The 26275-nt window shown below is 67.8% G+C and carries 22 protein-coding genes; 8 read left to right on the top strand and 14 right to left on the bottom strand.

All coding sequences use genetic code 11. From position 1 onward, the window contains the following. Positions 1–8 precede the first annotated feature (8 nt). From V2B31_RS15350 to V2B31_RS15330, 5 genes are all read left to right on the top strand, one after another. Entirely contained in the window at positions 9–1424 is a 1416-nt protein-coding gene (locus V2B31_RS15350; RefSeq protein WP_328280047.1) for a TolC family protein, read from the top strand. A 31-nt stretch (positions 1425–1455) separates the two neighbouring features. Then, the gene (locus V2B31_RS15345) at positions 1456–1713 is read left to right on the top strand and encodes a hypothetical protein (protein ID WP_328280045.1); all 258 of its coding nucleotides are present in this window, start codon (positions 1456–1458) and stop codon (positions 1711–1713) included. Positions 1714–1819: 106 nt separating this feature from the next. Then, a complete protein-coding gene (locus V2B31_RS15340; RefSeq protein ID WP_328280043.1) occupies positions 1820–3292 on the top strand; it encodes an MFS transporter in 1473 nt (490 codons plus the stop codon). A gap of 479 nt (positions 3293–3771) precedes the next feature. After that, the gene (locus V2B31_RS15335) at positions 3772–4005 is read left to right on the top strand and encodes a type II toxin-antitoxin system ParD family antitoxin (RefSeq protein ID WP_328280041.1); all 234 of its coding nucleotides are present in this window, start codon (positions 3772–3774) and stop codon (positions 4003–4005) included. Beyond that, positions 4002–4322: a type II toxin-antitoxin system RelE/ParE family toxin gene (locus tag V2B31_RS15330; protein ID WP_328280040.1), complete on the top strand. Its 321-nt coding sequence runs from the start codon at positions 4002–4004 to the stop codon at positions 4320–4322. Before V2B31_RS15335 ends, V2B31_RS15330 begins: the two co-directional genes overlap by 4 nt. 3 nt (positions 4323–4325) lie before the next feature. On the opposite strand, the gene V2B31_RS15325 is transcribed toward V2B31_RS15330, so the two are convergent. From V2B31_RS15325 to V2B31_RS15315, 3 genes are read right to left on the bottom strand one after another with little or no spacing between them, the layout of a single operon-like run. Then, positions 4326–5690, bottom strand: coding sequence for an efflux transporter outer membrane subunit (locus tag V2B31_RS15325; RefSeq protein WP_328280038.1), 1365 nt, complete (start codon positions 5688–5690; stop codon positions 4326–4328). Further along, positions 5687–8830, bottom strand: a complete 3144-nt coding sequence (locus V2B31_RS15320; RefSeq protein ID WP_328280036.1) for an efflux RND transporter permease subunit — start codon at positions 8828–8830, stop codon at positions 5687–5689. Before V2B31_RS15320 ends, V2B31_RS15325 begins: the two co-directional genes overlap by 4 nt. A 9-nt stretch (positions 8831–8839) precedes the next feature. Beyond that, positions 8840–9973, bottom strand: a complete 1134-nt coding sequence (locus V2B31_RS15315; RefSeq protein WP_328280118.1) for an efflux RND transporter periplasmic adaptor subunit — start codon at positions 9971–9973, stop codon at positions 8840–8842. A gap of 285 nt (positions 9974–10258) precedes the next feature. On the opposite strand from V2B31_RS15315, the gene V2B31_RS15310 reads away from it, so the two are divergent. Both V2B31_RS15310 and V2B31_RS15305 read left to right on the top strand, forming a co-directional pair. Further along, positions 10259–10987: a response regulator transcription factor gene (locus tag V2B31_RS15310; RefSeq protein WP_328280034.1), complete on the top strand. Its 729-nt coding sequence runs from the start codon at positions 10259–10261 to the stop codon at positions 10985–10987. Then, a complete protein-coding gene (locus V2B31_RS15305; RefSeq protein WP_328280032.1) occupies positions 10984–12348 on the top strand; it encodes an ATP-binding protein in 1365 nt (454 codons plus the stop codon). Before V2B31_RS15310 ends, V2B31_RS15305 begins: the two co-directional genes overlap by 4 nt. A 37-nt stretch (positions 12349–12385) precedes the next feature. Here V2B31_RS15305 and V2B31_RS15300 read toward each other — a convergent pair whose 3' ends face one another. Continuing rightward, a complete protein-coding gene (locus V2B31_RS15300) occupies positions 12386–13882 on the bottom strand; it encodes a CoA-acylating methylmalonate-semialdehyde dehydrogenase (protein ID WP_328280031.1) in 1497 nt (498 codons plus the stop codon). 98 nt (positions 13883–13980) lie between these two features. Between V2B31_RS15300 and V2B31_RS15295 the strand changes: the two genes are divergently transcribed. Continuing rightward, complete coding sequence (locus V2B31_RS15295; protein ID WP_328280029.1) at positions 13981–14865, top strand: LysR family transcriptional regulator; 885 nt, start codon at positions 13981–13983, stop codon at positions 14863–14865. A 64-nt stretch (positions 14866–14929) separates the two neighbouring features. On the opposite strand, the gene V2B31_RS15290 is transcribed toward V2B31_RS15295, so the two are convergent. The 10 genes from V2B31_RS15290 to V2B31_RS15245 all read right to left on the bottom strand — a co-directional run bounded on the left by V2B31_RS15290 (position 14930) and on the right by V2B31_RS15245 (position 26066). Further along, entirely contained in the window at positions 14930–15199 is a 270-nt protein-coding gene (locus tag V2B31_RS15290; protein ID WP_328280027.1) for a hypothetical protein, read from the bottom strand. Further along, positions 15196–16773: a PepSY-associated TM helix domain-containing protein gene (locus V2B31_RS15285; RefSeq protein WP_328280025.1), complete on the bottom strand. Its 1578-nt coding sequence runs from the start codon at positions 16771–16773 to the stop codon at positions 15196–15198. The genes V2B31_RS15290 and V2B31_RS15285 overlap by 4 nt, the downstream gene beginning before the upstream one ends. Continuing rightward, positions 16770–17075 carry a hypothetical protein gene (locus V2B31_RS15280; RefSeq protein WP_328280023.1) on the bottom strand — a complete coding sequence of 102 codons (306 nt, stop codon included), beginning with the start codon at positions 17073–17075 and terminating at the stop codon, positions 16770–16772. The genes V2B31_RS15285 and V2B31_RS15280 overlap by 4 nt, the downstream gene beginning before the upstream one ends. A gap of 17 nt (positions 17076–17092) precedes the next feature. Beyond that, positions 17093–19252, bottom strand: coding sequence for a TonB-dependent siderophore receptor (locus V2B31_RS15275; protein WP_328280021.1), 2160 nt, complete (start codon positions 19250–19252; stop codon positions 17093–17095). A gap of 88 nt (positions 19253–19340) precedes the next feature. After that, entirely contained in the window at positions 19341–20372 is a 1032-nt protein-coding gene (locus V2B31_RS15270; protein WP_328280019.1) for a UDP-glucuronic acid decarboxylase family protein, read from the bottom strand. Then, a complete protein-coding gene (locus tag V2B31_RS15265) occupies positions 20369–21328 on the bottom strand; it encodes a glycosyltransferase family 2 protein (protein WP_328280017.1) in 960 nt (319 codons plus the stop codon). The genes V2B31_RS15270 and V2B31_RS15265 overlap by 4 nt, the downstream gene beginning before the upstream one ends. Further along, positions 21325–22428: a glycosyltransferase family 4 protein gene (locus tag V2B31_RS15260; RefSeq protein ID WP_328280015.1), complete on the bottom strand. Its 1104-nt coding sequence runs from the start codon at positions 22426–22428 to the stop codon at positions 21325–21327. The genes V2B31_RS15265 and V2B31_RS15260 overlap by 4 nt, the downstream gene beginning before the upstream one ends. Further along, complete coding sequence (locus tag V2B31_RS15255) at positions 22425–23822, bottom strand: lipopolysaccharide biosynthesis protein (protein WP_328280013.1); 1398 nt, start codon at positions 23820–23822, stop codon at positions 22425–22427. Before V2B31_RS15255 ends, V2B31_RS15260 begins: the two co-directional genes overlap by 4 nt. Then, a complete protein-coding gene (locus V2B31_RS15250; protein ID WP_328280011.1) occupies positions 23819–25279 on the bottom strand; it encodes an O-antigen ligase family protein in 1461 nt (486 codons plus the stop codon). The genes V2B31_RS15255 and V2B31_RS15250 overlap by 4 nt, the downstream gene beginning before the upstream one ends. Continuing rightward, positions 25269–26066: a hypothetical protein gene (locus V2B31_RS15245; protein WP_328280009.1), complete on the bottom strand. Its 798-nt coding sequence runs from the start codon at positions 26064–26066 to the stop codon at positions 25269–25271. The genes V2B31_RS15250 and V2B31_RS15245 overlap by 11 nt, the downstream gene beginning before the upstream one ends. Positions 26067–26275: the final 209 nt, after the last annotated feature.

Raw genomic sequence — 26275 nt, 5'->3', positions numbered from 1 at the left:
CAAGGACCATGACGAAACATCTGCTTGCCGTGCTGCTGGGCGCGAGCGCGCTCACCGCGTGCGCCGCCGGCCCGGATTACCAGGCGCCGGCCACCCCCACCACCGCCGCCGCGCCCTTCATCGGGGCGGCCAGCCCGGCGGTCAGCACCGCCGCCGCGCAGGATCGCTGGTGGACGCTCTATCGCGACCCGCTGCTCAACCGGCTCGTCGACGATGCGCTTGCCGCCAATGCCGATATCCGCGTGGCGGTGGCGCGGATCGAGCGGGCGCGCGCCTCGCTGCGCGGGGCGAAGTCCGATCGCCTGCCCCGGACCGGCCTCGGCGCGTCAGCCAACTATACCCGCACGTCGGACGTGCAGTCATTGCCCGGCATCGACCGGGAAAACTGGGTGTTCGATGGCGGGCTCGACATCAGCTACGAGGTCGATCTGTTCGGTCGGGTCAAGCGCGGCGTGGAAGCGTCGCGGGGTGACCTCGCTGCGGCGCAGGCCGATGCCGACGGTGTGCGCGTCGCGGTCATCGCCGACACGGTGCGCGCCTATCTGGACGTGACCGCGACGGCCGAGCGGCTGGATGTGGCGCAGCGGACGGTGGCTTTGCTCGACCAGTCGATCCGCATTACCGGCGCCCGGTTCGAGGTCGGCCGATCCGATCGGCTGGACGTGATCCGCGTGACCGCCCTGCGCGACCAGCAGAAGGCAGCGATTCCGGGCCTTGAGGCCGATCGCGACGCTGCGCTCTTTCGCCTGGCGACCTTGACCGGGCGCACGCCCCAGGAGCTGCCCCCCACGGTGCGCGCCGCGGTTCGCACGCCGCAGCTCGCCCAGCCCATCCCGGTCGGCGACGGGCAGGCGCTGCTGGCGCGCCGTCCCGATGTGCGCGCGGCCGAGCGGCGGCTGGCGGCCGATACGGCGCGGGTGGGCGTCGCGACGGCGGACCTCTATCCGCGCATCACGCTGGGCGGGTCGGTCGGCACGACGGCCTTGGGCGGCAATAGCCTGCTGGGCGGCGGGCCGCTCAATTTCTTGCTCGGGCCGCTCATCAGCTGGGCCTTCCCCAATCAGGAAGCGATCCGCGCGCGCATTGGCACGGCCAAGGCCGACAGCGCGGCATCACTGGCGCAGTTCGATGGCGCCGTGCTCCAGGCGCTGGAGGAAACCGAGCGCGCGCTGTCCGTCTATGCCCATGCGATCGAGCGGGCGCAGACGCTGACCGCCGCGCGTGACGAGGCCGCGCGCGCCACGCGGATCAGCCTCGCCCGCCAGCGCGAAGGGCGGATCGACTTTCTGACCGTCCTCGATGCGCAACGCACCCTCGCCAGCGCTGAAGCGGACCTTGCTACGGCAACCCGCGCCCTCTCCTTTGCCCAGGTCGATCTCTTTCGGGCGCTGGGGGGCGGATGGGGTCAAGCGTCGCGCTCTTGATTTTGCGGCCCGGCCATGGTCTCGGAGCAGAATGGACAAGACAAAAGGCGTCGCCGCCATCCCCTGGGATCAACCCGCGACAATGATCGACCTCGACGGCAAGCCGCCGCTGATCGGTACCATCCGCGATTGCGCGACCCATTTCGCGCTCTACAAGCCCCACGCGCGTGCGCAGGCGCGCGTGCTGCTCACCCAGCCGGTGCATCGCGAAGGGCGGGCGACCCGCACCTGGCTGCTCGAGCCGGAGGAAATCGCCGAACTGGCCGCCCGCCTGCGCGCCGAAGGATAGGCGGCTCGCCCCTGCCGGGCGAGGCGGGTGAATTCGTATGCGCATCTTGCCCGCCCCCCTTCCTCATGTCAGCGCAGATGATTGCATGAGGAGAGGGAGAAGGGGCATGGAAAAGCCTCGTCAGGGTTTTGCCGGCCTGTGGAATATCAGCTTCGGCTTTTTCGGCATTCAGATCGGCTTTGCGCTGCAGAACGCCAATATGAGCCGCGTCTTCCAGTCGCTCGGCTCCAGCATCGACAATCTGTCCGCCTTGTGGGTGGCAGCGCCGCTGACGGGCCTCCTGGTGCAGCCGGTCATCGGCCATCTGTCCGATCGGACATGGCTGGGGCGGCTGGGGCGACGGCGGCCTTATTTTCTGGCGGGTGCACTCCTGTCCGCCATTGCGCTGATCGCCATGCCGCAGAGCCAGGCGCTGCTGATGGCGGCAATGCTTCTGTGGATGCTCGACGCCAGCCTCAACATATCGATGGAGCCGTTTCGCGCTTTCGTCGGCGACATGCTGCGCAAGGACCAGCATACCGCCGGCTATGCGGTGCAGACCGCCTTCATCGGCGCGGGCGCAGTGGTGGGATCGCTTTTTCCCTGGCTGCTCGACCATCTGGGCGTCGCCAATGTCGCCCCGGCCGGCGAGATACCGGACACCGTCCGCTACAGCTTCTGGGCGGGCGGAGCGGCGCTGTTCGGCGCGGTGCTTTGGACGATCCTGACGACCCAGGAATATACGCCGGCACAGATGCGCGCCTTCGCCGAGGAAGCAGAGCCGATCGCGACGCCCGATCTGTCCCGCCGCGCACTTGCCCCCTCCTTCGGCTGGATCGGGGTGGGGCTACTGGTGGCGCTGCTCGTCGATCTCTGGGCCATGGAGAAGGAAGTCTATCTGCTGGCGGCGCTGCTCGCCGGCTATGGCGTCGCCAGCATCGCCGCCGTCCTGCTGGCGCGGGCCGGCCGGGGACAGACGATGCTCGCCCATATCGTCGGCGATGTCGCGGCGATGCCGCCGATCATGCGCCGTCTGGCGCTGGTGCAGTTTTTCAGCTGGTCGGCGCTGTTTATCATGTGGATCCATACGACGCCGGTTGTGGCCCAATATATGTTCGGATCGGCCGACCCGGCGAGCGCCGCCTATCAGGCCGGCGGCAATTGGGTGGGGGTATTGTTTTCGGTCTATAATGGGGCGGCGGCGGTGGCGGCGCTGGTCCTGTTGCCGCGCCTGTCGGCCAGGCTCGGCCAGGCGCGCACCCATGCCCTGTGCCTTCTGGCCGGGGCGGCCGGGTTCGCCAGCTTCCTGGTCGTGCGCGATCCGCGCCTGTTGCTGCTGAGCGAAGTCGGCATCGGCATCGCCTGGGCATCGATCCTCGCCATGCCCTATGCGATGCTGGCGTCCAGCCTGCCGCAGGCGAAGCTGGGCGTCTATATGGGGCTGTTCAACATCTTCGTGGTGCTGCCGCAACTATTGGTAGCGACGATCATGGGGTCGGTGATGACACGATTCTTCCCCGGCGATCCGATCTGGACCATGGCATTTGCAGGGGCTACGCTCGTGGTTGCGGCGGGTGCGACGTTGCGGGTGCGGACATAGCGGCGACTCTGACGCTACGGAAAGCGCGACTTCTCCGCCCATGCAGAATTTGCAATCGCCAGGCGCATTTTTTGCACTTGCGAACAATGTCTTGGCCAGCGACAAGGGAGCTGCCTTTCAGGCATCCTCTCCTAAAACTTCATGGGCCGGTCTTCTGATCGGCCTTTTTTTTTGATAGGGACAGGCGGCGCGATCAGCGAATGCGGCTGTCCGCATCTCGGCGCTGGGCGAGGGGACATATCAGCTGGTTGAGCCGCACCTCATCCTGCGCACCTGACGCAAAGGCGTGGCATATCCAGTCCAAGCACCGTGCCAGAAACAGCATGGCTCTCTCTCCAAATTCTTTTTCTGAAGAATATCATAAGCGCAGCGCCGGAAAAGAGCGATAAACCGTAGCAAAATGAAATGATACGACCTGGTACGATGGCGTGGCAAATACCTGTGCTTGCCAAAAATTGCCAAATCTCTAGGAAGGCGTCATGAGCACGATGAACATCTCCTTGCCGGAAACGCTGAAGAGCTTCGTCGATGACCAAGTAGCCGGCAGGGGCTATGGCACGAGCAGTGAATATGTGCGCGAGCTGATCCGCAAGGATCGGGATCGGCAGGCACTGCGAGGCCTTCTGCTGGAGGGCGCTGCCAGCGCGCCGGGCAATATCGCGGATCGGACCTATTTCAACGCGCTGCGCGACCGTATCTCTCCCCTGCGGTGAGCGCCAAGCCTGTCATCCCACGCGGCCGGGCGCTGGCCGATGTGGAGATGATTGTCGAACATTATGCACAGGAAGGCGGCGCGGATTTGGCGCTGCGTTTCGTGGATGCGCTGGAAGCCGGCTATCGTAGAATTGCCGCTCGGCCTGGCTTGGGATCGCCGCGTTATGCGCATGAACTCGACCTGCCCGGTCTCCGCAGCAAGGCGATGGCCCGCTTCCCCTATCTGATCTTCTATGTCGAGCAGCCGGATCATGTTGATGTCTGGCGTATCCTCCATGCCAGGCGTGACATGCCGGCATGGCTTGGCGGCGAATAAAATCTACTGGTCCGCGCCGATCGCGCGGTAGAGGGCGATACGGTTGCTGACGAGCGCCAGGTCGGTGGCGATGGCGGACTGGCGCGCGGCGTAGAGGGCGCGCTGGCTGCTGAGCGCGGTCAGAAAATTGTCGATCCCCGATCGGTAGCGCTGCTCGGCCAGGGTAAAGGCGCGTTCGCTCGCCAGCACCAGCCGCCTTTGCGCCGCCTGCTGCGCGTCGATCGTGCCGTCGCGGGCGAGCGTGTCGGCGACTTCGCGGAAGGCGGTCTGCACAGCCTTCTCATATTGGGCGACATAGAGGTCGCGCTGCGCTTCACTATAGGCGAGGTTGCCGCGATTGGGGCCGCCGAAGATCGGCAGCCGCGCCGACGGGCTGACCGACCAGGCGAAGGCGTCGCCAGTGAACAGGGCGGACAAAGCGGAACTCGCGACCCCGATCGCCGAGGTGAGGCTGATCGTCGGGAACAAGGCCGCGCGCGACGCGCCAATGTCAGCGTTGGCGGCCATGAGCTGATGTTCGGCCCGCAACACGTCCGGGCGCTGGAGCAGGATGGCGGAGGAGAGACCCGCCGGCGCTCTGGCTATGGCGGGGATCAGGCTGTCGATCGGGCCTGGCAACAGAGCGTCCTCGACCGGCGCGCCGACCAGCAGGTCGATCGCGTTGCGATCCTGCGCTACCTGGGTGACGTTGGCGGCGACATCAGAGGCGGCCTGCTCGACGGTGGTCTCCGCCTGATAGACGTCGAGCTTGCCCGCAAGGCCCGCGGCGTTGAGCGAGCGGGTGAGCGCCAGGGTCCGCTCCGCGCTCGCCTGGGTCTGGCGGGACAGGGCCAGCAGATCCTGGTCCGCAGCCAGCGTCGCATAAGCGCTTGCGGTCTCGGCGATGAGGCTGATGCGGGTGGCGCGCGCGCCCTCCTGCGTCGCGAGATAGGTTTGCAGCGCCGATTCGGTGAGATTGCGGACGCGGCCGAACAGGTCGATCTCGAACGCGCTGAAGCCGATATCGGCGCTGTAGCTATTCTGGCGCTGGTCGTTCTGGCGGCTGAAATTCGCGCCGGCGTCCGCCGTGATCGTCGGCAGCCGCGCCGAGCGCTGCACCCGGTAGAGGCCGCGCGCCGCCTGCACATTGGCGAGCGCGGCGCGCAGGTCGCGGTTGTTGGCAAGGGCGCGCTCGATAATCGTGCGGAGCTTTACGTCCTGCACCAGTTCGGTCCAGGCCAGTCCGGCCTTGGCTTCGGTGCGTGGCGCATAGGCTTCGCCGGTCGGCAGCGCGGGTGGGACTGGCGCGGCCGGGCGCACATAGGCGGGCGCCACGTTGCAGGCGGCGAGCGCGAGCAGGCCGGGCGCGGTGAACAGCGCGCGGGTCATGCCGGAACTCCGGCGGCTGGCGTCGGCGCGGGTCGCGGCTTGTCCGATCCGAACAGCTTGGCGATGGTGAAGAAGAAGAGCGGCACGAAGAAGATGGCGAGCAAGGTCGCGGTCGTCATGCCGCCGACCACTGCGGTGCCGATCGCCACGCGGCTCTGCGCGCCGGCCCCGGTCGCGATCGCCAGCGGGATGACGCCGACGATGAAGGCGAGCGAGGTCATGAGGATCGGGCGGAATCGCAGCCGGGCGGCCTCCAGCGCGGAGGAAAAGGCGTCCTTCCCTTCCCGGTGGGCCGCTTCGGCGAACTCCACGATCAGGATCGCATTCTTGGCGGCAAGACCCATGGTGGTGAGCAGGCCGACCTGGAAGAAGATATTATTCTCCAGCCCGCGCGCCCACACCGCGATCACCGCGCCGATCAGTCCCAGCGGGATCACCAGCAGCACCGCGAGCGGAATCGACCAGCTTTCGTAGAGAGCCGCGAGGCAGAGGAACACGACGAGGACCGACAGCGCGTAGAGCATCGGTGCCTGCCCGCCCGACAGCTTTTCCTGATAGGAGAGTCCGCTCCACGCATAGCTGGTGCCGGCGGGGAGCTGTTTTTGCAGTTCGACCATGCGGTCCATTGCCTCGCCGGAACTCGCGCCTTCGCTCGCCTGGCCCTGAAGCTCGTAGGAAGATAGGCCGTTGAAGCGCTGCACGCTGGTCGGCCCCATCACCCAGCGGGTCGTGGCGAAGGCGGAGAAGGGCACCATTTGCCCGGTGCTGGCGGAGCGCACCATCCAATTGTCGAGATCGGTCGGCAAGGCGCGATAGGGGGCGTCGGCCTGCATGAACACGCGCTTCACCCGGCCGCGATCGAGGAAGTCATTGACATAGGTGCTGCCCCAGGCCGAACGGAGCACATCGTCCACGTCGCGCTGGGTGAGGCCGAGGACCGAGAGCTTCTCCGAATCGATGTCGATCTTGAGCTGGGGCGTATCTTCCAGCGTCGCAGCGCGCACGCCGGCGAGCAGCGGGTCTTTCTGCGCGGCGGCGAGGAGCTGGTTACGCAGTTCGAGAAAGCGTTCGCGGGGCAGGCCGCCGCTGTTCAGCAGCTCGAAGGTGAAGCCGCTCGACTGGCCGAGGCCCCGGATCGGCGGCGGGGTCATGCCCAATATCTTGGCGTCGCGGATCGCCGACAATTCCTTATTGACCCGCCCTGCGATGGCGGTTGCGCTGTTGGCCGCGCCCTTACGCTCCTCCCAGGGCGCCAGGTTGATGAAGCCCTGCCCGACATTCTCGCCCTGCCCCTGAAAGCTGAAGCCGGTGAGGATGAAGGTGTAGGCGACATTGTCCTTTTCATCGTTGGAGAAATAATTCTGCACCTGCTCGGCGACCGCCGCCGTGCGGCTCGACTTGGCGCCGGCGGGCAGCGTCATCTGGACCATCACCTGGCCCTGATCCTCGACGGGGAGGAAGCTGGACGGCAGTCGGATGAAGATCAGCACCAGAAGGGCGAGCAGCACGACATAGACGCCCCAGAACAGCGCGCGCCGGCCCATCACCTGCTCGGTGCGGCGGATATAGCCGTTCGTCATCCGCTCGAACCAGCGGTTGAACCTGCCGGCCCAACCCTTCTGCTTCTTCTCCGGATCGACGGGCTTCAGCAGCGTCGCGCAGAGCGCGGGCGAGAGGACCAGCGCGACCAGCACCGAGAGCAGCATCGAGGAGACGATGGTGATCGAGAATTGGCGGTAGATGACGCCGGTCGATCCGCCGAAAAAGGCCATCGGCAGCAGCACCGCCGAAAGGACGAGCGCGATGCCGACCAGCGCGCCGCCAATTTCGGACATGGAGACGATAGTCGCGTCTCGGGGAGACAGCCCCTCCTCCTCCATCAGTCGCTCGACATTCTCGACCACGACGATCGCATCGTCGACCAGAAGGCCGATTGAGAGCACCATGCCGAACAGGGTGAGCGTGTTGATCGAGTAGCCGAACAAGGCGAGGATGCCGAAGGTGCCGAGCAGCACCACCGGCACGGCGATGGCGGGGATCAGGGTCGCGCGCCAGCTTTGCAGGAAGACGAACATCACCACGACGACGAGGCCGACGGCTTCGAGCAGCGTGTGGACGACTTCCTCGACCGACAGCTTGATGAAGGGGGTGGTGTCGCGCGGATAGACGACCTTGTAGCCGTGCGGCAGCGCGCCCGAGAGATCGGCGACCCTGGCCTTCACCAGTTCAGCGGTCTTCAGCGCGTCCGCGCCAGGCGAGAGCTGGAGCGCGATGCCCGAGGCGGGATGGCCGTTGATCCGGGCCGAGGTCGTGTAATTCTCGTTGCCCAGCTCGACGCGGGCGACATCCGAGAGATGGACGATCGACCCGTCGCTCTGGGTCTTGACGATGATGGCGCGGAACTGTTCGGGCGTCTGGAGCCGGGCGCGGGCGGTGACGGTGGCGTTGATCTGCTGCCCCTTGGGCGCGGGATCGGCGCCGATCTGGCCGGCTGAGACCTCGACATTTTGCGCTGCAATCGCGCTCTGCACGTCCGAGGGCATCAGCCCCACGGCGGCGAGCTTATAGGGATCGAGCCAGACCCGCATCGCATATTGCGAGCCGAAAATGCGGGTCGAACCGATGCCGTCGATACGGGCGATCGAATCCTGGAAATTATTGACCAGATAGTCTGCGATGTCGGCCTGGCTGGCGGTGTCGGTTTCGTCGTAGAGGCCGACGAGCATCAGAAAGTCGGTCTGCTGCTTGGTGACGGTCAGCCCCTGCTGCTGCACCGCGTTGGGCAGGCGGCTGAGCGCCTGCTGCACGCGGTTCTGCACCTGCACCTGCGCTGTGTCCGGATCGGTGCCCTTCTGGAAGGTGACGCTGATCTGCGCCTGGCCGTTGGACGAGGAGGAGGATGAGAAATACATGAGCCCATCGACCCCGGTCAGCTGCTGCTCGATGACCTGGGTGACGCTCGATTCGACGGTGTCGGCGGACGCGCCGGGATAGGTGGCGCTGACCGAGACGCCGGGCGGGGCGATGTCGGGATATTGGGCGATCGGCAGCGAGAACATCGCGCCGAGGCCCGCCAGCATGATGCCGATGGCGATGACCCAGGCGAAGATCGGCCGGTCGATGAAGTAGCGGCTGAGCATCGGCCCGACCTATTTCGCGGTCGCGACGGCAACGGGCTTCACGACATCGTCGGGCTTCACCTTGTCGGTGCCCTCGACGATCAGCCGGTCGCCGGGCTTAAGGCCGGCGGTGATGAGCCATTTGTCGCCGATCGCCTGCCCCGCTGTCACGGTACGCCGCTCGACCTTGTTGCCCTTTGTCACGACGAGCGCGGTGGCGTTGCCCTTGGGGTCGCGGCTGATGCCCTGCTGCGGGGCAAGAATGGCGCGCGGCACGACCGCCTGGGGCGCGATCACGCGGACGAACATGCCGGGCAGCAGCAGCCCGTCGGGATTGGGGAAGCGGGCGCGCAGGGTGACGGTGCCGCTGTTCACATCCACGATCGGCTCGGCGAATTCGACCTGCCCCTCGATCGGATAATCCGTGCCATCCTCCAGCTTGAGGCGAATGGTCGCGCTGGCCGGCAGCGTCTTGCCCGCCGCGAGCGAGCGGCGCAGCTGGAGCAGCTGGGCGCTCGACTGGGTGATGTCGACATAGATGGGGTCGAGTTGCTGGATCGTCGTCAGCGGATCGGCCTGGCTGGTCGTCACTAGCGCGCCCGGCGTGAAGAGGGTGCGGCCGATCCGCCCGCTGATCGGCGCGCGGACCAGCGTGAAATCGAGGTTGACACTGCTGGTCTGGAGGCTGGCGCGCGCCTGCGCGATCGCCGCCTGCGCCTGGCGCGCGGTGGCGATGACATCGTCGCGGTCCTGCGCGCTGACGGCCTCGGTGTCGCCGAGGCTCCGGTAACGCTGCGCGCGGGCCTGGGCAGCGACGGCGGTCGCCTGCGCGCTCATCAGCGCCGCCTGCGCCTCGTCCCGCGCGGCGCGATAGAGGCGGGGGTCGATCTGGTAGAGCGGCTGGCCGGCCCGCACCATCGCGCCTTCGGTGAAGAGGCGCTGCTTGATGAGCCCCGCCACCTGCGGCCGCACTTCCGACATCATGGTGGAGACGGTGCGGCCCGGCAGTTCGGTCGATACCGTCGCATCCTGCGCCGCCAGCGTCACCACGCCCACTTCCACCGCACCCTTTTGCGGCGGCTTTTTCTCTCCGCAGCCGCTTGTCAGAAGAGCAAAAGCCAGCGGCGCGACCCGAAGACTCTGGAAGGAAAAGGGCGAGGGCATGTCGATACGCACATCCTTGGGCTTGCCAGTCGGAGCGCCGCCGCTCGCTTGTCCCGGCCGCATGGCGAGGGGGGGCTCGGGGGAGGATACCATGCGGCAAGGCGCAGGGCGGACGCTCCGGCTGGCGTCGGCGGGGCTGCCGACCGCCCCCTCATCCCCATTTCGCCCGTCACGCAAAAGAGCAACTTGTCGTCATTACGTCGCGGGTGCGTATCGCTCTGTATCAGCCTGTATCATCCGCGCGCGGGGGCAGACTCGGCCGCAGGAGGGCGTTAGGAAGGAGGGATGCCGGACTTCAACCCCAAAGGCGGCGCGACGATCGTGGTGGTCGATGACGATGCCGACATTCGCGACCTGATCGTCGCGCAGCTGCGGCAGCAGAATTACCGGCTGCTGGGCGCTTCGAGCATCGGCGAGCTGCGGGCGCTGATGGCGGCCGAGCCGGTCGACCTCATCGTCCTCGACCTCAACCTGCCCGATGGCGACGGGCTCGCGCTGTGCCGCGAACTGCGGGGCGAAGGCTCCGAGGTGCAGATCATCATGGTGACGGCGCGGGGCAGCGCGATCGACCGGGTGCTGGGGCTGGAACTGGGCGCGGACGATTATCTGACCAAGCCGTTCGAGCCGCGCGAATTGCTGGTGCGCATCCGCAACCTGCTGCGGCGGGGGCGGGCCGAGAATGGCGGCGGGCGCAGCCCGGCGCGCTACGCCCATGTCGGGCCATGGCGGCTGGACCTGCAACAGCGCCGACTGGTCGCGCCCGACGGGCGGCTGGTGATGCTGTCCTCGGCTGAATTCCGGCTGCTCAGCCGCTTCATCGAGGAGCCCAATGTCGTGCTGGCGCGCGAGACGTTGCTGCCTGAGCGGCGGGCGACGGCGGCGTTCGATCGATCGATCGACCTTCAGGTCAGCCGATTGCGGCAGAAGCTGGCGGCAATCCCCGGCGGCGGCGAGCTGATCCTGACGGTGCGGGGCGAAGGCTATGTGCTGGCGAGCGGGGTGGACTATTCATGATGGCGCGCTGGGCGCAGCGGGGGCGCGCTTTCTTCCGCAGCATGGCGGGACAGATTTTCCTGATCCTGACGCTCGGCATGTCGGTGGCGGCGATCATCGGGCTGCTGGTGGCGGAGCAGGCGCGGCACCGCGATTTCGAGCGGGTGCGGCGGCAGCGGGTGGTGGCGAGCGCGGTCGACATCGCCGAACGGCTGCGGCGCGATCCCAAGCGGGTCGAAGCGATGATGGCGGCGCACAATATCGTCGGCGCCTATCCCGCGCCCGAAGGCGTGGCGCTGAGCGAGCCGGACGCGGGGCTGATCGACGCGCTCGAAGAGCGGTTCGGGCCGCAATCGCAGGCGGAGGCGGGGCAAGTGCCGATGGGGCTTTGCCTGCCGGAAAATCTGCGCAAGAACCGAGCGGCGGGGCTGATCGACGCGCCGCGCCCCGATTGCTGGATCGTGCGCTTCACCGACATGGGCGGGCAGCGGCGCGCCATGGCGCTGACCTTCCCGCGTATCGCCAAGCCGCCGAGCACCATGTTCAACCCGCTCTACCTGATCGTCATCGTCATGGCGTCGGCGGGGCTCGCCATATTGGTCGCGCGCTTCGTGTCGAAGCCGCTGCGCCGGCTGGAACGGGCGGCGGAAGCCTTTTCGCTCTCGCTCGACCCCGAGGAGATACCCGAAACCGGGCCGGAAGAGGTGCGCGCGGCGCTTTCCACCTTCAACCTGATGCAGCGGCGGGCGCGGGCGGGCTTTGCCGAGCGGACGCAGCTGCTCGCGGCGATCAGCCATGATCTCCAGACGCCGCTCACCCGGTTGCGGCTGCGGCTGGAGCTGGTCGAGAATGGCGAATTGCGCGAGCGGCTGCTGGCCGATCATCAGGCGATGCAGACTCTGGTGCGCGAGGGGCTGGACCTGGCCAGCAGCACCGAGGCGCGGGAAGAATGGTCGCTGCTCGACATTGACTCGCTGCTCGCCAGCATGGCCGAGGACGCGCAGGAACTGGGCCAGCCAGTGCGCTTCGTCAGCGGCTGCGGGGGCACGGTGCGGGTCAAGCCCAATGCGCTGAGCCGCTGCATCGGCAACCTCGTGGACAATGCCGTCAAATATGGCGGCGGGGCGGAGATCAGCTGCGCGCGGGGCAATGGCCGGCTGATGATCCAGGTGCGCGACCATGGCGAGGGCATTCCCGCCGACCAGCTCGACCAGATGTTCGAGCCCTTCACGCGCGGCCGGGGCGGGCAGCCGGGCGGGCGGCACGGCACCGGCATCGGCCTCACCATCGCACGGTCGCTGGCGATGAGTTTCGAGGCGTCGGTGAGGCTGCGGAACGCCGACGACGGCGGCTTGATCGCCACCATCGACATGAAGGGGTAAGGCCGGGACGGCTGAGCGTCCCGGCCCCTGCCCCGGTTTATTTCATCGTCGGGATGATGAAGCTCTGGTCGATCACCGACCCGCCGCTCGGCCAGCGCTGGGTCACCTTCTTGGTGCGGGTGTAGAAGCGCACGCCGTCCATGCCATATTGGTCCATGTCGCCGAAGCCCGAGCGTTTCCAGCCGCCGAAGCTGTGATAGGCGACCGGCACCGGGATCGGCACGTTGATGCCGACCATGCCGACTTCGACTTCGCTGGCGAAGCGGCGGGCGGCGTCGCCGTTGCGGGTGAAGAGCGCGACGCCATTGCCATATTGGTGGCGGGTGGCGAGGCCGACCGCTTCCTCGAACGTGTCGGTGCGGACCATCTGGAGCACCGGGCCGAAGATTTCGTCCTGATAGCTCTGCATGGCGGGCGTCACCCGGTCGAGGAAGGTGGGGGCGAGGAAATAGCCTTCCTCATAGCCCTGGAGCGAGAAGCCCCGGCCGTCGACCACCAGTTCCGATCCCTCGTCCACCGCCATCTGGATGTAGTTTTCGATCCGCGCCTTGTGCTGGGCGCTGACGACCGGGCCATAATGGGCCTCGGCGTCGGTCGAGATGCCCACTTTAAGCGTTTCGATGCCATCGACGATCTTGGCGCGCAGCGCTTCGGCTGTCTTCTCGCCGACCGGGACCACGACGGGGAGCGCCATGCAGCGTTCGCCCGCCGAGCCATAGGCCGCGCCGAGCAGGTCGGCGACGGTCTGGTCGAGATCGGCGTCGGGCAGGACGATGCCGTGATTCTTGGCCCCGCCCATGCACTGGGCGCGCTTGCCGGCGGCGGCGGCGCGCTGATAGACATAGTTGGCGATGTCGGACGAGCCGACGAAGCTGACCGCCTTGATATCCGGGTGGTCGCAGATCGCGTCCACGATCAGCTTGTCGCCATGGACGACGTTGAGGATGCCCTTGGGCAGGCCCGCCTCGATCATCAGTTCGGCGAGGCGGACGGGTACCGAGGGATCGCGCTCCGAGGGCTTGAGGATGAAGGCGTTGCCGCAGGCGATCGCGACCGAGGACATCCAGAGCGGGATCATCGCCGGGAAGTTGAACGGGGTGATGCCCGCAGCGATGCCGAGCGGCTGGCGCATCGAGTAGACGTCGATGCCGGGGCCGGCGCCCTGGGTATATTCGCCCTTGAGGAGATGGGGGATGCCGCAGGCGAACTCGACGACTTCGAGGCCGCGCTGGATGTCGCCCTTCGCGTCCGACACGACCTTGCCATGTTCGGAGGCGAGCAGTTCGGCCAGCTCGTTCATATGATCTTCGATCAGCGCCTTATAGGCGAACATGACGCGGGCGCGGCGCTGCGGGTTGGTGGCGGCCCATTCGGGCTGCGCCGCCTTGGCGCTGGCAATGGCGCGCTCCAGCATGGCGATGTCGGCGAGTTCGACCTGCGCCTGCACCTGGCCGATGGAGGGGGCGAAGACGTCGCCCAGGCGGTCGGGCTGCGAGACGGCTTCCCCGTCGATGAAGTGGCTTATCAAACGCATGGCGGCTCTCCTGTGGCGTGATGCTTGTGCTGAGTGGCGGTTTAGTCCATGCAAATTGCCACAGGAACATAGGAAATTGCCGATAGGGCTGTGCATATATGTCGGCGCTGAACTGGGATGATGTCCGCCTTTTTCTTGCCGTAGCGCGGACGGCGCGGCTGGCCGGTGCGGGGCGGCGGCTGGGCCTCGACCATAGCACCGTGGCGCGGCGGCTCAGCAATCTGGAGGCGGCGGTGGGAAGCCGGCTGTTCGACCGGGGGCCGCGCGGGGTGCAGCTGACCGAGGCGGGGCAGAAGCTGCTCGACCATGCCGAGCGGATCGAGGGCGAGATGGCCGCCGCGACCGAGACGCTGGGCGGCGGCGACGCGCGGGTGACGGGGGCGGTGCGGCTGGCGACGCCCGAGGCGTTCGGCACCTATCTGGTCGCGCCGCAGATTCACCGGCTGCACCGGGCGCACCCGGAGCTGCGGCTGGAACTCGCGCCCGAATCGCGGATGGTGAGCCTGGCGAACCGGGACGCGGACGTGGCGGTGCTGCTGAACCGGCCGGCCAGTGGCCCGGTGGTGGCGCGGCACCTGATCGACTATCGGCTGGGGCTCTATGCCTCTCGCGCCTATCTGGACGCGCAGGGTCCGGTGACGGCCGATCGTCTGTCCGACCATCCTTTCGCCTGGTATATCGACGCGCGGATCGACATTCCCGAATTGCGTTTCCTGTCGGAAGTGTCCGCCGATGCGACGCCGGTATTCCGGTCCACCTCGATCGCGGCGCAACATGCGGCGGTGGCGGGGGGTTTCGGGCTGGGAGTGCTGCACCTGTTCGCAGCGGAGGGCGATCCGGCGCTGGTGCGGCTGCTGCCCGAGGTCGAGATACAGCGCAGCTACTGGCTGGCAGTCCATGCCGATATGCAGCGGCTGCCGAGGGTTAGGGCGGTCATGGATTTCATCGATGCGGTGGTCGCGGATCGGCGTTCAGACTTCTAAAGCGAACAGCGAGTGGGACAGCCGAATCGCGGTTTGCGAGGTCAAAGATTTAACATAATTTAGATTATCGCACTTTTGTAGGAGCCGCCGGGAGGGCCGCGGAAATGCCCCAGCCGGCGACCGCCGTGCCGCCCAGCCAGAGGAGGAAGGCGGCGGCGTCGCCATAGAGGAGGAAGGCAAGGCCGGGGAGCAGGGCGGCGACCGCGAGCAGCCGGCGCAGGGAGGCCCCATGCCCCTCCCCTTGCCCAGCAGCGCGGCGGCGCTTGGGGTCGCCGAGGCCGAGAAGCAGGATAAGGCCAGCGGAGGCGAGGATGGCGACGAGCGTGAGCATCATTCGGCCGGTTGCAGCGCGAGCGACGGACGGGGGGTGCGTGCCGTGCCGCGCAGCTGCCAGAGCATCCAGCCGCCCGCGAGCAGGAAGGCGACATCGAGGGTGACGATGATCGACTGGCCGGCGGCGAACGCGGTGCTCCAGCCCGGCCCGCCGGTGAGGAGGCGCATAGGCGGCAGCAGCAGGAGCAGCGCGCCGGTCGCGCCGCGCAACCATGTGCCGAGACGCGCGGCGTCCGGGGCGATGGCCCCTGCCCCGACGGCAAGCGCCGCGCCGACGAGGAAGCCCGCCGGAGTCCACCAGGTCGCGCTGCCCAAGGGCATGGCGAGAAGGAAGGCGGCGGCGGCGGCGGCGAGCGCGAAGGGGAGGCCGAGGCCCACGACCATGTTGGTCCGCTCCAACCAGGCGAAGGAGCGCACGCCCCCTTCCCGCCGGACGAGCCAGAGGCGGATGCCGGTATAGGTGACGTAGCACATGGCGAAACCCAGTCCGAACCAGATCGCCTTCGACAGCAATCCCGCGAAATTGCCGAAATGGAGCGGCGACATGATCGCGGCAAGGGTGCCGCCGGCGGACGGCTTCGGCCCGATCAGCGGCTTTTCCTGAAGGAAGGCGGCGGTCGCGCCATCGTAAAGCAGCGACATGGGGGCGATGGCGGCGGTCTTTGGCGGGTGGTAGGTGGTGACCTTCGCGTCGGCGCGGCCGACATTCTCGATCGTGACGAAGGTCGGGATCGCGCCGGCGCGGGCGATGGCGTCGGCGTTGATCCGGTCCATATTGCCGATCGTAGCGGGCCGGGGATCGGGCCGGCCGGGATTGCCATAGACCGCCTCGGTCAGCGCCTGCACATTGCCGCCGAACGCGGCCATCGCGACGACCGGCATCCCAACCGTGCCGAAGAAGGAAAAGAAACTGCCGGTGAAGGCAAGGACGAAGGCGAAGGGCAGGCTCCATGTGCCGGCGACGCTGTGGGCGTCCCGGTTCGCCAGCACGGCGCTGCCCGATCGGCGCAGGGTGAAGATGTCCTTGAACAGGTGGCGGTGGATCAGCAGACCCGAGATTGCCGCGACCAGCATCGAGAGGCCGAGAATGCCGGTCAGCAGCAGGCCCCAGGGATTGGGGACATGGAGCCGGACATGGGTGTCGACCAGAAAGGCGCTCAAGGCATTGTCGTTGCGCGCGCCATAGACATCCTCATTGGTGCCGGCCTGGCGGTGGATGACGCGGCCGTCCTGCCCCACGACATAGAACAGCCCGCGACTGATGAGTTCGCCGCCATCCATTTCATGCCGGTGGAAGAACAGGCCAAGATCATGGTCGCCGGTCTCGAACAGGTCGACGGCTTCGCGATATTGGGCGGGTGTCTCGTCGCCCAGCCGGCGCAGCGTGTCGGCCATGGGACGCTCGAAGGCGGATTGCGTGGCGACATGGCCGGCGGACCATGCGCCGATCTCCTCGGCGAAGACAGCGGCGGTGCCGGTCAGCACGACGGCATAGAGAAGCAGGCCGAGCAGGATGCCCGACCAGCCATGGACGGCGACCATCGCCTTGGTCTCAGCCTTGGGCAGGTGGATCATCGATGGGCCTCCGTGGACGCTGCGCTTTTATCGAGAAATTTGTGGGCGATAAGGGCAGAATGGACCAGCAGCAGCCCCAAGGCAATGATCGCCACCCGCGCGAGGCTGCGGTCGAGGCAGGCGTGGAAGAAGAGGCCGGCCCAGAGGAGCGGCGCGAGGATGAGCGGCAGCACGAGATTGTCGATGCCCGCCGCGCCGCCGGGCAGCCACAGCGCCATGCCCGCCATCACGACGAGCGCGATCAGCACCGCGCCCGGCCCGGCGAAGGCGATGCGTATCCAGCGGCGCGAATTGGCGGTCATCCTCTCCCCTCCCCCGGTCAATATTTCAGGCTGATCGTGCCGAGGATGGTGCGCGGCGCGCCATAATAGCCCTGGTCATAATTGAGCGCGGTCAGATATTTGGCGTTGGTCACATTCTTGAGGTTGGCGCTGATCTGGAGATTGTCGGTCAGCTTGTAGCTGGCGAGCAGGTCGAGCAGGGCATAGCGCGGCTGGGTGATGCGGATCGGCGCGCCGGTGGTGACAGAGACGGTGCCGGGTTCGAGATAGATTTTGCTTTGATATTGCACCGCCGCGCCGACCTTGAGCGCCGGGAGCGCGGGCGGCGAATAAGTGAGGGTGAGGCGGCCGAGCTGGCGGGGGACGAAGGTGCGGACCGGCTCGTCATTCTCTCCGCGCACGCGCATGATGGTGTAGCCGCCGGTCGCCTGAAGCCCCGGCGCGAGCAGGCCGGCGAATTCGAATTCTATGCCCTGCGACTTGGCGTCGACGCCGCGATAGATGGTCTGGCCGATCGTGGCGTCGAAGCCGGCGGCTTCGGCGGTGTTCTTCTGGCGCGCCTGGAAGATGGCGAGGCTGGCGTTGAGGCGGCCGCCCATCCATTCGCCCTTGAAGCCCGCCTCGATATTGTCGCCCTTGATCGGGTCGATCAGTTCGCGGTTGGCGGTCGTCTGGGTCTGGGGATTGAAGATGGTGGCGAAGCTCGCATAGGCGCTGATGCTGTCGGTGAGGTCGAGCGTCGCGCCGACGAAGGGCAGGAAGCGCGTCCAGTCATAGGCCATGTTGGCGCCATAGGAGAAACCCTCGCTGGTGGCGTGGGTGAGGTTACCGCCGAGCATCAGCTTGAAGCGATCGGCAAGGCTCAGGCGGATGAGGCCGTAGCCGGTTTCGCGCTTGGTGGTGCGGTCGCCGCTTTCCGCGACGCTGGTGTTGAAGACGGTCGGGAAGTTCGGTTCCGGCGTGGTGCCGCTCAGCACGTCGTCGATCGAGAGTTCGAGGCCGATCGCGCCATAATCATAGCCCGATGTCTGCACATAGCGCTGGGCGCTGCGGTTGACGCCGACCATCACATCATGGTCGCGGCCGAACAGCGCGACCTTGCCCGCGACATAGGCGTCGATGGTGAGGTTGCGGGTTTCCGCCCGGAAGGCGCCCGGATAGCTGCGGATATTGCCGCCGGTGGCGCTCAGGGCCGGGTCGATGCCGTCGGCAAAGGCGGCGCTGGGGTTGCCATAGACGTAGAAGAGGCGATCGTCCTCGCTGACGGAGCGGCGGACGACGGTGAGCTTGGCATGCCAGTCGTCGTTGAAATGATGGACGATATCGCCGAAAATCTGGCGGTCGATCACGTTCCAGCCGGCCCAATCGGGACCGCTGTTGGCCGAGCGCGGCAGGTCGATGCGGGTGCCGTCGGTATAATAGAGCGGGAGCGCGCCCCAGGTCGCGCCGCGGCTCTGATGATCCTGATGGCCGTAGCCGAGTGTGACGGTGGTCTGCGGGCCGAGATCGGCCTCTACGATGCCGTAGCCGGTCCAGCGGCGCAGGCCGTAGCGATCGAGATAGCTGTCCTCGTCGAGATAGGCGCCGACCGCGCGGGCGCGGATGCTGCCGTCCGAGGTCAAGGGCACGCTGACGTCGGCGTCGAGGCGCAGATGGTCGTAGGAGCCATATTGCGCGCTGCCGCTCGCCTGGAAGGTTTTTGTCGGGCGCTTGCGGATGAAGTTGACGACGGCGGACGGGTTGCCGGTGGAGGAGAGCAGCCCCGGCGCGCCGCGCACCACGTCGATATGGTCGTAGATGGCGGTGTCGATGGAGCCCGTTTGTACTTCAAACGCGAAGGGCAGGCCGATGCCGTCGATCTGGAAGGTCTGGATGTCGAAGCCGCGCGCCGAATAATAGATGCGGTCGGTTTCCTGCGCCTGCACCTGAACGCCCGGCACGGTCTTGAGCAGGTCGTTGATGTCGTTGAGCTGGAAATCCTGGATCTGGGCGCGGGTGACGACGCTGACCGACTGGGGCGTTTCGCGCTGCGACAGCGGGAAGCGCATCGTCGTCGTCTGTTTCTTGACCGCATAATCATCCTGCCCCTCGGTCCGCTCGCCGGTGACGATGATCTCGGTATCGGCAGGCGCGGCAGGGGCTTCGGCGGCGGGGACAGCGGCGGCAGTGGCGGCGACGATGGTCAGCAAGGCAGGCATGAGAGAGCGGGTTCCCCTGTTCGGTTTCCCGCTCCCTAGTCAGACAAATGCGATTCTGCAAGTCATTTGCAATAGCAAGGAAGCCTTCTCACCAACCGAGCTGCCGCGCCGCGGACGGGTGCGGCGGCGGGAGCAGCAGGTCGCCCTGAAGCAGGGGGAAAGCGGCGGTCGGGCCGCCGAGCAGATCGTCGAAATGGGCGATGGTGCGGGCAAGCCCTTCACGCAAAGGGATTTTCGGGCTCCAGCCAAGGTCCGCCTGCGCGCGGGCGATGTCCGGGCGGCGCTGGCGCGGGTCGTCGGCGGGGAGGGGTTTACAGATGAGGGGGGAGCGGGAGCCGGTGAGGTCCAGCACGGTTTCAGCGAGTTCGCGGATGGTGAATTCCCCCGGATTGCCGATGTTGATCGGGCCGGTGATGGCGTCGGGGCTGTCCATCAGGCGGATGAGGCCGTCGACCAGATCGTCGACATAGCAGAAGGAGCGGGTCTGCGCGCCGTCGCCGTAGAGGGTGATGGGCTGGCCGGTCAGCGCCTGGCAGATGAAGTTGGAGACGACGCGGCCGTCCGCCGGGTCCATGCGCGGGCCGTAGCTATTGAAGATGCGCGCGACCTTGATCTTCACCTGCCCCTGGCGGTGATAGTCGAAGAACAGGGTTTCGGCGCAGCGTTTGCCCTCGTCATAGCAGGCGCGCGGGCCGATGGGATTGACATGGCCCCAATACTCCTCCGGCTGGGGGTGGACGGAAGGGTCGCCATAGACTTCGCTGGTCGACGCCTGGAGGATCTTCGCGCCGGTGCGCTTGGCGAGGCCCAGCATGTTGATCGCGCCATGGACGCTGGTCTTGGTCGTCTGCACCGGGTTGATGCGATATTGCAGCGGGGATGCCGGGCAGGCGAGATTGTAGATTTCGTCCACCTCGACATAGAGCGGCACCGTCACGTCATGGCGCATGAACTCGAAATTGCGCCGGTCGAGCAATTGGGTGAGGTTGCTGCGCGATCCGGTGAAGAGATTGTCGACGCACAGCACGTCATGCCCGGCGGCGACCAGCCGGTCGCACAGATGCGAGCCGAGGAACCCCGCCCCGCCGGTCACGAGTATCTTCTTGACGCCCTTGTTCATGGCCTTGCCTCCTGTCGGTGGAAAATGGTGGCCGCCATCACGCCGAGATAGCGGCGGGAAAAGCGCGCCATGGCGCGATGGTCGGGGTTGCGGCGGAGCGCGCCGAGCAGGCTGAAGGCGGCCCAGCGCGCGGCATAGCCGGTAAAGAGGATCGCATCATAGGCGGCGCGAGCGAACGGCCCCCTGCCCTGGCGGAAGAAGAAGCGCGGGCCTTTATAGACGCTGGCGAGCACGTCCATCGAGGACACGCGGGCGAAGCTCTGGCCGTGATGGTGGGTGATGCTCTGCCGCGCGGAATAGCGGACGCGCCAGCCGGCTTTCGCGACGCGGTGGCACAGTTCCATATCCTCTCCGAACATGAAGAAGGCGGGATGGAAGACGGTGGGGCCGACAGCCGCGCGGCGGAAGGTGAGCGATGCGCCCGAGACCCAGTCGATGGGGCGGACGCCGGGCGGGTCGTCGTCCAGATAGACGGCGGGGGGTCGCCAGCGGCGGGGCAGCAGGCGGCCGATGAAGAGATAGTTGCAGGCGAGGTTGGCGAGGGTGGGGAAAGCGCCGCCCGACGCGCGCTGGAAGCTGCCGTCGCTGTTGCGGAGGCGCGAGCCGAGGATGCCGATCATGGGGTCTTCCTCGATCGTAGCGAGCATCGAAGCGACGGCGTCGGGATCAACGACCGTGTCCGGGTTGAGCAGCATGACGATTGGGGCGTCGGTCGCCTCGTAGCCAAGCTGGCAGCCGCGCGCAAAGCCGAGGTTCGCGCCGCTTTCGATGAGGCGGACCCAGGGGAAGTCCTGGGCAACCATGGCGGCGCTGCCGTCATGCGAGGCGTTGTCGATGACGATGGTGTCGACCGCTGCGTCGGGCAGGCCGTTGCTGGCGGCGACGGCGGCGAGGCAATCGCGCAGCAGGTCGCGGACATTCCAGTTGACGATGACGATGGCGAGGCGGGCGGTCATGGCATCATGCTCCGGTAGAGGGCGGCCCAGGCGGGGCGCAGGGCGGGCCAGGCGTAGGTGGTGCGGGCATAGCCCTGCATGAGCCGGGCGCTGCGTTCAGTGGGGTCGAGCCGCAGGCGGGTGAGGGCGGCGGCGAGCGCGCCGGGCGCCATCATGTCGATCCAGCAGGCGGGATTGGGCAGCAGCCAGCGGAAATGCGGGGCGTCGTGCGTGAGGATGGGGAGGCCGGCGGCGGCGGCTTCCACGATCGCGATGCCGAATGCCTCGAAGGTGGCGGCGTGCGGCATGACGTCGGCAAGGGCGAAGAGATCGGCTACTTCGCTGCTCGGCACATGGGTGACGCGGACATTGTCTCCCAGCCGCGCGCGGGCGTAGGCGGGCAGGTCCGGGTCGCCATGGTCGAGGCTGCCGTCCAGCCAGAGCAGCGGCTCGCCCGGCATGGCGGCGACTTCGTCGATGAGATGATGGGTGCGCTTGTGCGCGCGGTTGAGCGCGGCGACGCAGAGGATGACGAAGCGGTCGGGGGCGATGCCGTGGCGGGCGCGCAGGGTGGCGCGGTCGGCGCTGGGGACGAAGCGATCAGGGCGGTAGCCGCAGGGGATGAGGGCCATCGCGCGAGGGTCATGGCCGTGCGCCACCGCGTCGTTCAGCGTCGCCGCCGACATCTGGTGCAGCCGGTCGCAGGGGGGATAGTCGCCGGGCGGCATCGCCGTCCCCTCGGTATAGAGGAGGCGGAAGCGCAACCGCAGCAGGCGGCGCAGGTGGAAGAGCAGGCGCGCGAGCGGGGGGTCTATGACATGGACGATGTCGTATCGGCCGGCGATCAGATGCGGCAGCAGCGCGAGCGCGAAGGTCAGGCATTCGGCGTGCATCGGGGTGCGGCCGATCAGGCGGTGGAGCGGCAGGTAGCGGATCGCCCGGCCGCCGCGCGCGAGGAAGGGGAGGATGATCTCGTCGGGCGCTTTTGGTCCGCCGCCCTTGAACAGGGTCATGGCGAAGTCGTCGCGCATCTCGTCGAACAGGTCGCGGAACAGCCGCTCGAAGCCGCGCTGGACGAGGCCGACGCCAGGGCAGGCGATCGCAATGCGGGGGACGGTCATGCGGGGCGCTCCTGTAGGCGCAGGGCAGCGAGGCGGCGGTGGCCGAGGGCGAACGTAACTGCGACGGTCAGCAGGCCGGCGAGTGCGCCGCCGGTGAGCGTGCCGCCGAGCGGGGTCGCGCCGATCAGCAGCGCGATTAGGATGGCGGCTGCGGCAACGCCCGCGACCGGCCGCCAGTCGAGGCGGACGCCGGTGCTGGACTGCGCCAGGGCCGACACCGCAACGGTGCCGAGGGTGAGTTCGATCGCGAGGTAGCCGATCGCCGCGCCCAGTCCGCCGAAGCGGGGGACGAGCAGGAGCAGCGCGGAGAGCTGTGCGCCGAGCGCCGCGAGGGTCAGGCGCATCGCCCTGCCCTGCCGCCCGGCGATGAGGATCAGCGGCGACATGGCGGTGGTGACGGCGCGGGCGAGCAGCACCCAGGCCATGAGCCGGAGCAGCGGCGCGGCGGCGGCGAAATCGGGGCCGAGCAGGCGCATGATCGCGTCGGCCGCGACATGCAGCCCGGCGAAGAGCGGGGCGGCGAGCGCCATGGCGAGGAACAGCGCGTCCTGCTGCGTAGCGGCGAAGGCGGCGGGATCGCGCCGCCACTGGCCCGAGAGGATAGGGAAGAAGGCGCCGTTCAGCGCCTGGATCGCGACCAGCGCCGGGCTGGTGAAACGGGTGGCGGCGGCGAAGAGGGCGACCGCGCGCCAGTCGGTCAGGCGAGCGAGCAGCAGCGGCGCAAGCGCGTCGTAGAGGAGGACGAGCAGGCCGGCGACTCCCAGGGGTGCGGCGCGGCGGGCGAGGCTGAAGGCCGTGATGCGGCGCGAGGCTGGTGGGCCGAGGGGACCGGCCCAGCGGATCGTCAGCGCGGCTTGCAGCAGGCGGCCGGCGGCGAGGCTGGCGATCAACAGGGGGAGCGGGGCGCGGGCGAGGCTGGCGAGGAGGAGCAGCGGGAGCATCAGCGCGACGCCGGCAAGCTCCGCGCCGATGTCGCGGTCCATCCGCAGCGCGAAGCGGAGCGTCACGCGCGCCGGCTGGAGCGCGGCGATGGCGAGGATGGCGACGCTGCCCGCGCAGGCGGCGAGCGCTATGGCCCCCTGCCCGCTCGCGATCAGCAGCAGCGGCAGGGCCAGCGCGGCGGCGGCGCCCTGCCAGCGTTTGGCGCGGGCGAGCGCGGCGAGGGTCGCGGCGCGGCGGTGGGGGCGGCGGGCTATGTCGCGGACGGCGATGTCGGTCTGGCCGAAATCGACCAGCCATTCGGCAAGGCCCATGAGGCTGAGAAGGAAGGCATAGGCGCCGAAACTCTCCGCCCCGGCGAGGCGGGCGACGGCGAGCGCGGCGAGCATCCGCGCGGCGGACAGGAGGATGCGGCCGGCGATGAGGCTGACGCCGTTGCGGAGCAGCTGGTTCATACAGCCTGTCTCCGCCGGCAGCGATCGACGGCGACGATGATCGCGGCCAGGATCCAGAAGGTGCGGCCGGCGGGCATCTGGCGCAGGAAGAAGCTGCCCAAGCCGTCCACCATATTGGCGCAGAGGCCGGCGAGCGCGCCGGCGTTGAGCGCGTGGAGCATCGGATCAATGCCGGCGCGGGCGTTACGCCAGCCGGTGCGGAGCAGAAGCGCCAGCATGAGGAGGAAGAGGGCGACGCCGAGCGTGCCCTGCTCCGCCCAGATCAGCAGATAGATGTCGTGGACGACGGGCCAGTTCGCGCCGAAGCTGCGCGTCAGCCCCTCCGCCCCGCCATGCTGGGTGCGGCCGGGGAGGTGGAAGACGAAGCTGTTGAGGCCGACGCCGGTGAGCGGATGATCGCGCACCATGTCCCAGGCCACGCCCATCCATTCCCAGCGGAAGTCGACCGCGCCGGGATCGCTGCGGGTGAAGCGGCGGACGATGGCGGGGGCGGCGGCGAGCGCGGCGAGGACGCCGATCGTGCCGGCGAGCGCTGTGACGGCAAGCGCGCGGCGGCGGGTGCGGCGATCGCGCAGCATTAGCGCGATGACGATCGGAACAGCGAGCGCGAAGGCCAGCCAGCCCGAGCGTGACAGGGTGAGGAGCAGCGCCAGCAGGGCGAGGCCAAGCACAATGCCAATTGCCGCCTTCGCCGGGAGCGTCAGCCGGGTCATCAGCATCGCGAGCAGCAGCGGGCCCAGCATCGCGAGGAAGCCGGCGAGGATATTGGGGTGCCCCAGCAGGCCGCCGATACGGAAGGTCGCGCCGCCATCCATATAGGTGGCGCGGTTGGCGTAATCGAGCGTGGTCATCGTCGCTTCGCCGAGCATCTGGAGGCCGATATCGCCCTTCTTCGCATATTGGGCGATGCCGACCGCCGCCTGGAGCAGCAGGCCGCAGCAGAGCGAGGCGAACAGATGGAGGAAGCGGGGGACGCGCACCAGTTCGGCGGCGAGGATGAGGAAGAGGAAGAGCGATTTGGTCATCTGCGCCGCTTCGAGCAGGGCAAGCTGGCGATAGGGGCCTGTAAGCGCGCCCAGCAGACCGAGCAGGATCGTGCCTGCCCAGCAGAGCGCGGGGGGAGGGAGCCTCAAGCGGATGCCGTCGCGGAGCTGGAACAAAGCGAGCGCGACGAGGAAGATGTCCACCGCCTCGATCGCATAGGCCCCTGCGCCGCCCATGTGCGGCACGGGCAAGAAGCGCTTGGCGAGCGCCAGCGGCGCGGTGAGGCCGATACCCCAGAGGCAGGCGAGGCGCGGGTTGCCACTGGCCCAGAGCGCACCGCCGAGCAGCGCTGTCCCCGCGAGCGCAAGCGGCGCGCGGGCGGCGGTTCCGCCGGCGACGATCAGGGCGGCGGGCAGCGCGGCGGCGAGCGCGAGCGGCAGGATCATGCGGGAGGGCAGCGCGTCAGACGCCATGGCGCGGGTCGCTGGCAGCCAGGATGACTCCGGCAGGCGCGATGCCGTTTGACGCATAGAGGGCGCTGGCTGCGTGGAGTCGGGCCATGGGGGTGCGGCCTTCTTCCGCCACCAGAACCACGCAGTCGGCGCGCGTCGCGAGCGCGAGGTTGCGCGTGTCGGCGGCGATCGAACGCTGCTGGATCAGCAGATGGTCGAAATGGCGGGCGAGGAAGGGCAGCATCGCCGCGAGCCGATCCGGCGCGCCGCTGGCGGGATGGCGCCCGGCGGGCAGGAGATAGAGGTCGGGACGGGCCAGCATCCGCATCCGCTCGACCGCGAGCCATGGATCGTCGCCCGCAATGTCGGACAGGCCCGCCGCGCCAGCCGCGCCGAGCGAGGCGCTGATCCCGTCCTCCGCCAGCGTCGCGTCGATCAGGAGCAGCCGGCCGCGCAGCTCGTCCTGGAGCATGGCCGCGAGCAGCAGCAGCGTGTCGTTGGCGACCGAGAGCAAACTTTCGGCGCTGAGGAGGAGGATGCGCGGGCTGCCCTGTGCGGCGAGGCGGCGAACGAGGTGACGATAATCGCGTGAGGCGGGCGCGCCGGCGGGCGGGGCGAGGCGGGCGGCAGGCGCCGTGACCGGTACGGCCGGGCGCCAGACCACGGCATAGCCGCGCGGCACCGCTCGCCAGCGCGCGCCCGGCCGTTGCACGAGGTCGGTCGCGCAGTCGCGGCAGCGCGCAAAGCCGATGCCGCCATTCCAGGCGACGGCCTGATCCGCGCGATGAAAGCCCAATGTGCACAACATGGCTGACGCTTGCCTCTTTTGCCGGCCGATCCTGACGCGGAACTGCGCCATGAAGAATCGTTGATGAGCCGCAGCGTCCTATTATTCCTTCAGTGAAATATTGGATCAACTTGCCAAAATCATCTGGATCAAAATGAAACATCCAATTTTATCATGGTTAATCCACCTAGAACCGCATCGCGTTTTCATTTTTCATCTTCTGGTGATTC

The sequence above is a fragment of the Sphingobium sp. genome, from assembly GCF_036170395.1.
GTDB lineage: Bacteria > Pseudomonadota > Alphaproteobacteria > Sphingomonadales > Sphingomonadaceae > Sphingobium.
Note: the sequence above shows the minus strand (reverse complement) of the source record. Positions and strands in the feature narration are given on the sequence as shown.

What these genes read in the sequence shown, in the direction of transcription:
- V2B31_RS15340 (WP_328280043.1), top strand. Translation starts at nt 1,820, where the DNA reads ATGGAAAAGCCTCGTCAGGGTTTTGCCGGCCTGTGGAATATCAGCTTC.
- V2B31_RS15320 (WP_328280036.1), bottom strand. Translation starts at nt 8,830, where the DNA reads ATGCTCAGCCGCTACTTCATCGACCGGCCGATCTTCGCCTGGGTCATC.
- V2B31_RS15270 (WP_328280019.1), bottom strand. Translation starts at nt 20,372, where the DNA reads ATGAACAAGGGCGTCAAGAAGATACTCGTGACCGGCGGGGCGGGGTTC.
- V2B31_RS15305 (WP_328280032.1), top strand. Translation starts at nt 10,984, where the DNA reads ATGATGGCGCGCTGGGCGCAGCGGGGGCGCGCTTTCTTCCGCAGCATG.
- V2B31_RS15295 (WP_328280029.1), top strand. Translation starts at nt 13,981, where the DNA reads ATGTCGGCGCTGAACTGGGATGATGTCCGCCTTTTTCTTGCCGTAGCG.
- V2B31_RS15250 (WP_328280011.1), bottom strand. Translation starts at nt 25,279, where the DNA reads ATGGCGTCTGACGCGCTGCCCTCCCGCATGATCCTGCCGCTCGCGCTC.
- V2B31_RS15280 (WP_328280023.1), bottom strand. Translation starts at nt 17,075, where the DNA reads ATGACCGCCAATTCGCGCCGCTGGATACGCATCGCCTTCGCCGGGCCG.
- V2B31_RS15265 (WP_328280017.1), bottom strand. Translation starts at nt 21,328, where the DNA reads ATGACCGCCCGCCTCGCCATCGTCATCGTCAACTGGAATGTCCGCGAC.
- V2B31_RS15260 (WP_328280015.1), bottom strand. Translation starts at nt 22,428, where the DNA reads ATGACCGTCCCCCGCATTGCGATCGCCTGCCCTGGCGTCGGCCTCGTC.
- V2B31_RS15310 (WP_328280034.1), top strand. Translation starts at nt 10,259, where the DNA reads ATGCCGGACTTCAACCCCAAAGGCGGCGCGACGATCGTGGTGGTCGAT.
- V2B31_RS15350 (WP_328280047.1), top strand. Translation starts at nt 9, where the DNA reads ATGACGAAACATCTGCTTGCCGTGCTGCTGGGCGCGAGCGCGCTCACC.
- V2B31_RS15255 (WP_328280013.1), bottom strand. Translation starts at nt 23,822, where the DNA reads ATGAACCAGCTGCTCCGCAACGGCGTCAGCCTCATCGCCGGCCGCATC.
- V2B31_RS15285 (WP_328280025.1), bottom strand. Translation starts at nt 16,773, where the DNA reads ATGATCCACCTGCCCAAGGCTGAGACCAAGGCGATGGTCGCCGTCCAT.
- V2B31_RS15300 (WP_328280031.1), bottom strand. Translation starts at nt 13,882, where the DNA reads ATGCGTTTGATAAGCCACTTCATCGACGGGGAAGCCGTCTCGCAGCCC.
- V2B31_RS15275 (WP_328280021.1), bottom strand. Translation starts at nt 19,252, where the DNA reads ATGCCTGCCTTGCTGACCATCGTCGCCGCCACTGCCGCCGCTGTCCCC.
- V2B31_RS15290 (WP_328280027.1), bottom strand. Translation starts at nt 15,199, where the DNA reads ATGATGCTCACGCTCGTCGCCATCCTCGCCTCCGCTGGCCTTATCCTG.
- V2B31_RS15335 (WP_328280041.1), top strand. Translation starts at nt 3,772, where the DNA reads ATGAGCACGATGAACATCTCCTTGCCGGAAACGCTGAAGAGCTTCGTC.
- V2B31_RS15245 (WP_328280009.1), bottom strand. Translation starts at nt 26,066, where the DNA reads ATGTTGTGCACATTGGGCTTTCATCGCGCGGATCAGGCCGTCGCCTGG.
- V2B31_RS15315 (WP_328280118.1), bottom strand. Translation starts at nt 9,973, where the DNA reads ATGCCCTCGCCCTTTTCCTTCCAGAGTCTTCGGGTCGCGCCGCTGGCT.
- V2B31_RS15345 (WP_328280045.1), top strand. Translation starts at nt 1,456, where the DNA reads ATGGACAAGACAAAAGGCGTCGCCGCCATCCCCTGGGATCAACCCGCG.
- V2B31_RS15325 (WP_328280038.1), bottom strand. Translation starts at nt 5,690, where the DNA reads ATGACCCGCGCGCTGTTCACCGCGCCCGGCCTGCTCGCGCTCGCCGCC.